This window comes from Mycobacterium sp. E2327 (assembly GCF_001672675.1).
Lineage (GTDB): Bacteria > Actinomycetota > Actinomycetes > Mycobacteriales > Mycobacteriaceae > Mycobacterium.
Map to the genome: position 1 here is coordinate 60,812 of NZ_LZKE01000177.1, position 9,247 is coordinate 70,058.

Sequence of the window (9,247 nt, forward strand, 5' to 3'; positions counted from 1 at the left end):
GGCCACCGCCCATCCCTCTTATGCCGTCTTCTTCATCTCGTTGTAGATGATCGGCACCAATTCGGCGAGCAGTTTCTGGAAGATGTCGGAGTTGCTCAGGATCTGGGTGGAGAGGTCCTGCGAGGACTCCATCGAGCCGAGGACGGCGTCGGCGAACTCTTGGTGGAGGTCTGGGCTGGCCGAAAACTGTTCTAACGTGTTGCTTTCAACCTGCTGCCGCAGGGTCTCGCTATCCTCCAGGCGGTCTTTGACGTGGGCGATGACGCTGCGCACGCTGGACTCGGGGTGGTCGCCGTCGAAGAGGTCGTTGATCTTCTCGATGACCACATCGAGCGGCACCATCTCGGGCTTGTGCGCCGCTCCCTTTCCAGCTTCTGTGACGGGCTTTAGCGGCACATCTCCCCCCGGTTGGGGGGAGGCGGCGGCCTGTTGATGGTGGGCCAGATAGTCGAACTCCACGCCGGAAAGGTCGATCTCGTGGCCCAGCTGCTCGTGACTGATGGTCGGGGCCAAGTGGCGCAAGTAGATCGACAGCTTCTCCAGGGACGGGTCCTCATAGTTGACGATCTGAGAGAGGAAGTCGTACTGGCGAAGGAAGGTGTTCACGTCCTTACGGAACAACTCCAGTTCCTCCAAGGCGACGAGGTCGTCGGTCTCCTTCGCGATGCGCTGCTTATCCCGGAACCGGTGCTGCGCGGGGGTGACCCACTTGATCAGGGCGTTGTTGCCCTTCTTGGCCAGGAAATCCGCTACGAGACCGTCGATCTCGGATGGTTGGTACAGCCCGGCGGCGTCGAGCTTGTTCATGGTCTCGTGCACGATGTTGGGGTCGGTGACATCAGCCAGGGTGGTGGCCCGGTAGTAGGGCGCGAAGGCCGTGACGATGTCCTCGGCGCTGTTGGCGAAGTCGATGACGAAGGTCTGATCCTTGCCCGGGGCGGTGCGGTTGAGCCGCGAGAGAGTCTGCACCGCAGCCACTCCCGAGAGCCGCTTATCGACGTACATGGCCACTAGAAGGGGTTGGTCGAAGCCGGTCTGGAACTTGTTGGCCACCAGCAACACGTTGTAGTCGTCGGTGGCGAACGCATCTCGCAGATCGCGGCCTTTCAGTTTTGGGTTCATTAACGCCGAAGTTTCGCTGACCTTCTCCACCCCGGATTCTTCGTCGGTCACCTCCCCTGAGAAGGCAACCAATGCCTTGACATCGGCGTAGCCCTTCTCGGCGACGTACTTATCGAAGGCCAGCTTGTAGCGCACCGCCGCCTTCCGCGACGAAGTCACCACCATGGCCTTGGCGTGGCCGTCGAGCCGCCACACGACGTTCTCCCGAAAGTGCTCGACGATGATGGCGACCTTCTGGGCGATGTTGGTGGGATGCAGCACTACCCAGTTCATTACCGACCGGATGGCCTTGGACTTGTCCACCAAGTCCGAGCTACCGGCGCTCCCGGTCACCGCGACGGTGCCCCCGTTGGCCGTCTCCGCGGTCGCATACGTCTGCCCGTTGTGCGTCAACCGGAAGGCGGTGGCGTAGGGGGTGTAGTTCTTGAGCACGTCGAGGATGAAGCCCTCCTCGATGGCTTGCTGCATTGAGTACAGGTGAAACGGATGCGGTACGCCGCCGATACCCTTGTGCCCGAACAGTTCCAGGGTCTTGGCCTTCGGGGTGGCGGTGAAGGCGAAGAACGACAGGTTCGTGGATTCGGCCCGTGCGGCCATCTCGGCCACCAACACGTCCTCGGCGGAGAACTCCCCACCGTCGGCGAGTTCGGCTGTCTCCGTGGCGCTCAGGGCCGCTTTCAACTGCTTGGAGGCTTCGCCTGCCTGCGAGGAGTGTGCCTCGTCGGCGATCACCGCGAAGGTCTTGCCCTTCAGGTGGGCCTGGCCCTGGATGAGGTCCAGGGCGTAGGGGAAGGTCTGGATCGTGACGATGATGATCTTGGTGCCCCCGGCCAACGCCTCGGCCAGCTCGTCAGACTTCGACCCGCCCAAGCCTTCGATATGGGCGATCACCCCCGGGGTGGACTCGATCTGGCGGATCGCCTCCTGCAGTTGAGCATCGAGCACATTGCGGTCGGTGATGACGATGACGGAGTCGAACACGGGCTTGTTGGCCGCGTCGTGCAGTACCGAGAGCCGGTGGGTCAGCCAGGAAATGCTGTTGGTCTTGCCCGACCCGGCGGAGTGCTGGACCAGGTAGCGGTGGCCTGGCCCCTCGGTGCGGGCGGCCTCCACCAGCTTGGTGACCGCCTCCCACTGGTGATAGCGCGGAAACAGCATGGTCTGCTTGCGCGTCTTCGCACCGGTGGCCGGGTCGATTTTGTCCTCCACATGCAGGTGCATAAACCGGCCCAAAATGTCCAACCAGGTGTCGCGCTGCAGGATCGACTCCCACAGGTAGGCAGTCGGGGAACCGTGGGGGTTAGGGGGGTTTCCGGCGTGGTGATGGTCCCCCCGATTGAACGGTAAGAACACCGTGCCTTTGCCGTCGAGCTTGGTGGTCATCTCGATAGCGCTGTTGGACACGGCGAAATGCACGAGGGCCCGCGACCCGAACCGCAGCAGTGGTTCTCCCTTGGGGGGTCGGTCGTTCTTGTACTGCAACACCGCGTCCGTGATGTTCTGGGTGAAGTCGGTCTTCAGCTCGGCGGTCGCCACTGGGATTCCGTTCACGAAGAAGACCAGATCGATGCTCTCGCTGGGCTTCTGGGCCGAGTAGTGCACCTGGCGTATAACCCGCAGCCGCACGGCGTCGTACTTCTTCTTGGTCGATTCGTTCAATGACGAGTTGGGCCGAAACTGGCACATCTGGAATTGCGCGTTGAGGTCCTTAAACCCCCTCCGCAACACCGCCAAGGTGCCCCCGTTGGCCTTCAGGTCGGCGTCCAAGGACTTGGCCAACGTGGTCAACACCGCCTGCTCGGCCTTGGTTCGAGCCTCGCTATTCAAATCCGGCTTGACCCGCTTGGCCAACTGATCCGGCTGGGTGCCGGACAGCCACCCAAACACGTCCTCGGGGAACAACGCCAGCTCTCGGTCGTACCCTGCATCCGTTGGTGAATACAGCCACCCGTGCGCGGATAGATAGTCACAGAACTCGGCCTCGAACGAGGACTCGTGATGCTGCTGGGCCACCGCTACGCCGCCTCCCGCACGTCGATTTTGCCTGTGACGGCGTCGGTGATCAGCGCAGACCGGTACTCCCGCAAGGCGTCGATCATCTCGTTCGCCTTCTCGACTAGGGCGTCGATTACAGCCGCCTTAGCAGAAATCCGCTCAGCTATCTCCTGCTGCTCTGACGGCGGAGGCAGAGGCATCACAAAGTTGACCACATCGCCTACGTTGATCTGTTCCTGCGCGGCACCATACTGAGCAAGTTTGACCTGGGCGCGGCCCAGCAGAGAGTTGAAGAACGCCGCAACTAACTCTGGACGGGCCAGAGTGGGCTTTCGCAGAATCAGGATCGACGCACAATTCGCACCGTCCAGGTCAGCCGAGATGACAGCTGCCCGCCCGGGATAGCCCGCGCGCACAACTACAACATCTCCCGCTTTTAGCCTTGACGCCTCAAGCCGACGACTGTCCACCTCCGACATGTAATTCACATTCGTTAGATCAATCCAGCCATCACGAACGTTGCGGCCCAGGAGAAATGGCACTCCTGAGTCGGCAACGTAAGTCGAAGGGTTGATTACCAGCCCAACCCCGATGCTGCGCACTACGTGCTTTATTGGGACCAGTTGCCAGTGGCGAGGTATGTCGCCAACCCACGGTAACCCTGACGCCTGCATCTCCACATCAGGGTCGAGGCCCTTAGTGACCGCGTGGGTGATCGTGGCTGTGCGGTCTTCGCGCAGGGTGGCGATGAGCTGCTCCTGCTTGGCGATCAGGGTGTCGATCTTTGCCGTTTCAATATCCAGCCAGTCCGCGATCAGTTGTTGCTCGTCAAATGGCGGGAAGCAGGCTCGTTCATTGAAATAGCTATGCTGATCGAGGTTTTGAATCCCAGAAGTCTGCTTGATCGAGGGCTGGGTCAACCGTGACTTGTAGAGGCAGGAGTGTAGATAAGTCCAGAACCGTGGTTCCATGCCAGGCCTGAGTGACACTCTCGCCAGGAAGTTTGATGTAACTGCGGGGTCAGTACGGTCGTACAGGACCACAAATCCGACCGGACTTTTCTCACCACCGCCGGACTTCTCAAGGATCAGGTCGCCCTTGGTTAGCAAGCGGCCCCTTCGCTCCTGCGCCGTTACCCTTCGGTATGTGACATCATCGTCCTGGATACGCCGCTTTGGACGGTCAAAGTCAGCCACTCGGACACATCGGATGTCATCGACACCGCCATCTGCTTCTTGGCCCCACACCCCATTCTGACTGCTGCGGACAGACCACTTGATCCGGTCAACGCCCCAATGGCTCGGGACATCACCAAGCCACTCGACCCCCGAGCACTTGTACGTTCGGTAAGCAGACCAACTCATGCTCCGACCTCCGCGAGCATGGCTTGGATTTCGGTCACCAGAGCGCGGAGGTCTTCCTGGATTTCCTCTAGTGGCCGGGGCGGCACGTAACGGTAGAAGTGGCGCGTAAAGGGAATCTCGTAGCCCACTTTGGTTTTGGCGTCGTCGATCCAGGCGTCGGGGACGTGGGGAAGGACCTCGCGAGCGAAGTAGTCCTGGATGTTCTCGCTGAGAGGCACGTTTTCGGTGTCGCGCAAGGTGGGGTCGGCTTCCGGCTCACCCTTGGGGTTCGTGATGACAGTGGCTTCATCGTCATGGTCGCCGAGAGTTGACCAGATCGCTTTGATCAGCGGGACAGGAGGTTTCGTCATACCCGCCTTGTAGAGCGCGTCCTTCAGATCGGTGACGAACTCGTCGCGGTCCTTCCACTGCCAGCCGATCAGCCCGCTGAGTGCCCGACGGATCGCAGCCTGCTCGCCCGGCTTGAGCTTCTGGATGGTCTTTTGGGTCAGCACCTCTTCGACCTTGTCCTCGGTTGGTTCGAATCGGAGTTGCAGGGGTCGTTCGACGGTGATTGTCGAGTAGCCGAACTCCTGGCCCTTGAACACCTTCGATAGCGCGGGGTGTTCGTCGGTTCCGGTCTCGTTGCGGAAGCTGTCGTAAAGGTGGCAGATTCGCTCGATGTCCTTGTCGCGCAGTAGCTTGCGCTTCGATCCCAGGGACTTCTTCATCTTGCCGTACATCTCCACGGCGTTGATCAACTGGATCTTGCCCTTGCGTTTCGCGAGTTTGTTGTTGTCCAGGACCCAGATGTAGGTGGCGATGCCGGTGTTGTAGAACATGTCGGTCGGCAGGGCGATGATCGCGTCGAGCAGGTCATTTTCGATGATCCATTGGCGGATGTTGGACTCTCCAGACCCCGCGCCGCCGGTGAACAGCGGGGAGCCGTTGAGGACTATGGCCAGGCGGCTGCCGCCCTCGCCGTTCTTGACCGGCTGCATCTTGGAGATCAGGTGCAGTAGGAACAGCAGGGAGCCATCAGAAACCCGAGGGAGACCGGGGCCGAAGCGTCCGGCGAACCCGCGCTGCTCGTGCTCGTAGGTAACCTTCTTCTGTTGGGTCTTCCATTCCACCCCAAACGGGGGGTTGGAGAGCAGATAGTCGAAGCGCTTGCCCGGGTAGCCGTCATCGGTCAGGGTGTCGCCGAGATAGATGTTGTCCACGTCCTGGCCCTTGATGATCATGTCGGACTTGCACATGGCATAGGACCGTGGATTGATGTCCTGGCCGTAGAGCACCGGGCGAGCCGAGGGATTCATCGCCACTAGATAGTCGTCGGCGGTGGACAACATCCCCCCGGTCCCGGCGGCGGGGTCATAGATGGTGCGCACCACGCCGGGTTTGGTCAGAGCGGCGTCGTCGGTGTGGAACAGCACGCTCACCATGAGCTTGATGACCTCACGGGGGGTGAAGTGGTCACCCGCGGCGGCGTTGTTGGACTCGGCGAACTTTCGGATCAGCTCTTCAAAGATGTAGCCCATGTCGGTGCCTGAGATCACTGAGGGATGCAGATCGACGGCGGCGAACTCCTTGACGATCAGGTACAGCCGCCCCGACTTGTCGAGGTCAGTGATCAGGTCGGGTAGCCGAAAACCATCGAACACGTCGCGCACGTTGGGCGAGAACCGGGCGATGTAGTCGATCAGGTTGTCGGCCACCCCCTCGGGGTCACTAGCCAGCGAGCTGAACGTCCAGGGCGAGATGTTGAAGAAGGGCAGCTTGAACTTGGATTTGATCAGTACGGCGGGGTCGATCTTCTGGGTCTGCGCCTTGGTGTGCTCGGCGAGCACCTGCTCCTTCGTGGGCTCCAGGATGCAATCCAGGCGGCGCAGGATCGTGAACGGCAAGATCACGTCGCCGTACTGATTGGGCTGATACGGCCCCCGCAGCAGTTCGGCGATGTTCCAAATCAGCGTGGCATTGGTCTTCGCCATGGTGGCCGGTCTCCCCTCCAGGTTCATCACTCTCCGGAGGAGATTAACGCGCCTTGCCGACGCTGAGGTCCCGTAAACGTTGATGCGCAGCATGACGTGGAGGCCAGGCTGCAGAGGTTTGGGCCGGTCCAGTCAGCCTAGGCCATGTGCTCAGTCCGGCGATTGTGGTATCGGCGTGGTGCTAGCGTGCCAGGCTGGCCGGAAGCCAAACGAAACGTTTGAGGAGGCGTAGCGAGATGTCTCAACTCAACGAGTACGCGGTTGTCGTTCTTCACCACGGAACCACGATGCGGGCTGCTTCATCGATCATCCGAGGAGGCTGGAAGCCGACGGACGTAATGAACAATGTCGCGCGTGTTGCCGCCGCGCATGAGCTGAGTCTCGCTGAGGTGATACAGGACCTCGGGAAGTACTACCGTTATGCGCAACAGGAGGGGCGGGGCACGACCGTCTCGTTCGCTCCCAACGGCGGCGATGCCGAGCATGCATGGGCGCAACGCGCGCCAGAGGTCGAGTGGGAATCATTGTGGGCCGTCTACCGGATCAAGTACATGAAGTTGGACGACCCGTGGTACTGGAACACGGACGTTGCTGGTCATGCCTGGGTCTGGGACCAAATGCGACACGATCAACTCGCTGTTATTAGTTACACGACATCATATGCAGAGATGGTTGACCTGGGGGCTCGTGGCGGTGGTTTCGGTGAATCACAACTCCCGCCACTGGAGTTGCTGAACTCTCCTACCACCCATCTCCCGGAGATCGTTTACGACGTGCCGTTTAAGCCCGACGGTGACCGCTTAACCGTCACGCCAGTGGCGCGGCACCTGCCGTGGAATGTATTCGCTTACAAGCTCGGATTGAGTCCCGATGAGTTCGAGCGGCGTGCCGACAATGGCGAATTTGGGCCACCGGCGTCGGAAGGCGTTTCGTGCCCTCGCATCGGCAACATGGTGAGGCCTTGGTGGACCTCTGACCACCCGGCGCTGGAGTCGGCAGTCTAGGGCGGGACGATGCGAAATGCGATTTCATGCTGTCTTCAGCGGTTCGGTCGATCGGATCGGCTTGCAACGCCGCAGTTATTTGCCAGTTTGCGGTGTGATGCGACGGGAGGTGGCTAAGCAGCCTCACCGCTCATGTAGCGGTACCGCGTTGGGGACTGATCCCAAGTTACTTCGATGTCCTTGAGCCCTGTGTCCGTGGACTTCAACTCTCCGCAGTCTTATGGGTTCGTATGTCATCGACGTTGCGAGGACTCCGAACCGGGTGCCGTTGGCGCGCCCGAGTGGCCCACTCCGCCGGTCGAGTCCATGCCGGATGCCAGGTCGCGTCCGGGTGTCTTTTGTAAACATGCGGGCATGGATGCGCCCACCGACCGGCACCAGATCGACAAAGGCTGCCGAGTCCGGTGTCCTAGTGTCATAGGCGAGTCCGACTTCGCTGTGTCTGACATCCGGTCACTCGTCGGGCGCGTCGCGTCGAAGATATGAATTCGCTCAGGCGTCGTTGGCCTAGCTCCGCTGACCGGCGAGAAGGGATATTCTGTTCAGCCCCTAGGACATTCGATTGCGGAGGAGGAGACTCGGTAGTGGCACTGAGAACACCGCCTGGAGACGAGGGCAGGACCGGCGACGGCAAACAAAGGCTTACTCTTGCCATCGTCGAAGCCTTGAAGACCAAGGGCCTTTCGCAGTCAGAGATAGCGAGGCAATATGGCGTCACCCGCCAGTACGTGTCGTGGATCAAGCACACCTACGGCGGGAGGTTGACCCCTCGCGAGCAGTCAATGCAGCACTTCCCCTTCAAAGTTCCGACTGACATGGGCCAGGCCTCACCATTCAGAAGGCTCCGGGATCACGGCGAGTACGTCGCCACCGGTGGGTTGGGAATGTCCGAAGACAAGCTCCAAAGGCTCCGTAGTTTCTACCGCATGCTTCGGGAAAACAATGTGGTCGTGGAGTTTGACCCCAACGTCCCCCCGATCCCCGGAATCAGCAATAAGGGTGGTTGGGCCTACCGAGAACGATTGCCTGAAGATGCGGACCTGCTAATCAGGGTCAACGAGTTCACCGACATCACCGATGAGGGCCGCACCATCTGGCGATTCCCGGCAGCCGATCCCTAGGACGTTTTGGGCAAGCAAAGTCACCTGGGCTGAGCGAGACTGGCCGTCGCGGATGGCGATAGACACACGGCGCGGGCTAGTGCTCCTTCCCGACGTTCCCGGCGATCACATCCGAGACCCGTCCCAGGATGATGGGTGCGCCGGTCCTCCCAAAGCCGCTTCAAGGCACGGCTGCATCGCACACCTCCTAGGGCGCTAAGCGCTTGAGCGCGTCCCTGAAGTCGCTGTTGGGCCAGGTGTCGGGTACGAGTTCGGTCACCTCCTGCAGCGCCAGCAGGCCGCTGATGCCCTGGCGACGCGCACCATAAAGTGCGGCCACGGTGGGTGTCCTGCTCTGACAAGCCACGCAGTGCAGCAGCACGGTGCGTCCCTCGTTGCGCAGCTGCTCGATGAGCCGCACGGTGTCGGTCAACACGAAGTCCAAATTAGGGTTGGCGTCTGGCTCGGCTTTGTCGATCAGCCGGATGTCGATCTGCTCGACGCCCGCTGGGAGGTCGTCGTCGTTAACTCGACATAGGGACACCACGGCATCCACACCGGGCGGGAGGTCCTGCAACGCTGCAACATCGGCAAGCCAAACTCCATCATCACGTGGATGCCGTACCGGAGTCATCCAGAAGGTGTCATAGCTAAACGGTCGCTCCTCCTTCACGATCCGGGTGGACAGC

6 protein-coding genes are annotated in these 9,247 nt (G+C 60.7%); 2 read left to right on the plus strand and 4 right to left on the minus strand.

Annotated elements, in window-relative coordinates:
• Positions 1–18 precede the first annotated feature (18 nt).
• The 3 genes from A5712_RS21030 to A5712_RS21040 all read right to left on the minus strand — a co-directional run bounded on the left by A5712_RS21030 (position 19) and on the right by A5712_RS21040 (position 6,454).
• A complete protein-coding gene (locus A5712_RS21030; protein ID WP_068109148.1) occupies positions 19–3,135 on the minus strand; it encodes a type I restriction endonuclease subunit R in 3,117 nt (1,038 codons plus the stop codon).
• Positions 3,136–3,137: 2 nt separating this feature from the next.
• Positions 3,138–4,313, minus strand: a complete 1,176-nt coding sequence (locus A5712_RS21035; RefSeq protein WP_156766688.1) for a restriction endonuclease subunit S — start codon at positions 4,311–4,313, stop codon at positions 3,138–3,140.
• Positions 4,314–4,477: 164 nt separating this feature from the next.
• Positions 4,478–6,454, minus strand: coding sequence for a class I SAM-dependent DNA methyltransferase (locus tag A5712_RS21040; protein ID WP_068109187.1), 1,977 nt, complete (start codon positions 6,452–6,454; stop codon positions 4,478–4,480).
• 236 nt (positions 6,455–6,690) lie between these two features.
• On the opposite strand from A5712_RS21040, the gene A5712_RS21045 reads away from it, so the two are divergent.
• Together A5712_RS21045 and A5712_RS21050 are read left to right on the plus strand one after the other, a co-directional pair.
• Positions 6,691–7,458: a hypothetical protein gene (locus A5712_RS21045; RefSeq protein WP_156766689.1), complete on the plus strand. Its 768-nt coding sequence runs from the start codon at positions 6,691–6,693 to the stop codon at positions 7,456–7,458.
• A 584-nt stretch (positions 7,459–8,042) separates the two neighbouring features.
• Positions 8,043–8,579, plus strand: a complete 537-nt coding sequence (locus tag A5712_RS21050) for a helix-turn-helix transcriptional regulator (RefSeq protein ID WP_231982188.1) — start codon at positions 8,043–8,045, stop codon at positions 8,577–8,579.
• Positions 8,580–8,766: 187 nt separating this feature from the next.
• On the opposite strand, the gene A5712_RS21055 is transcribed toward A5712_RS21050, so the two are convergent.
• A partial coding sequence (locus A5712_RS21055) for a dual specificity protein phosphatase (RefSeq protein ID WP_197519462.1) occupies positions 8,767–9,247 on the minus strand: 481 nt, incomplete at its 5' end.

What these genes read in the sequence shown, in the direction of transcription:
- A5712_RS21040 (WP_068109187.1), bottom strand. Translation starts at nt 6,454, where the DNA reads ATGGCGAAGACCAATGCCACGCTGATTTGGAACATCGCCGAACTGCTG.
- A5712_RS21045 (WP_156766689.1), top strand. Translation starts at nt 6,691, where the DNA reads ATGTCTCAACTCAACGAGTACGCGGTTGTCGTTCTTCACCACGGAACC.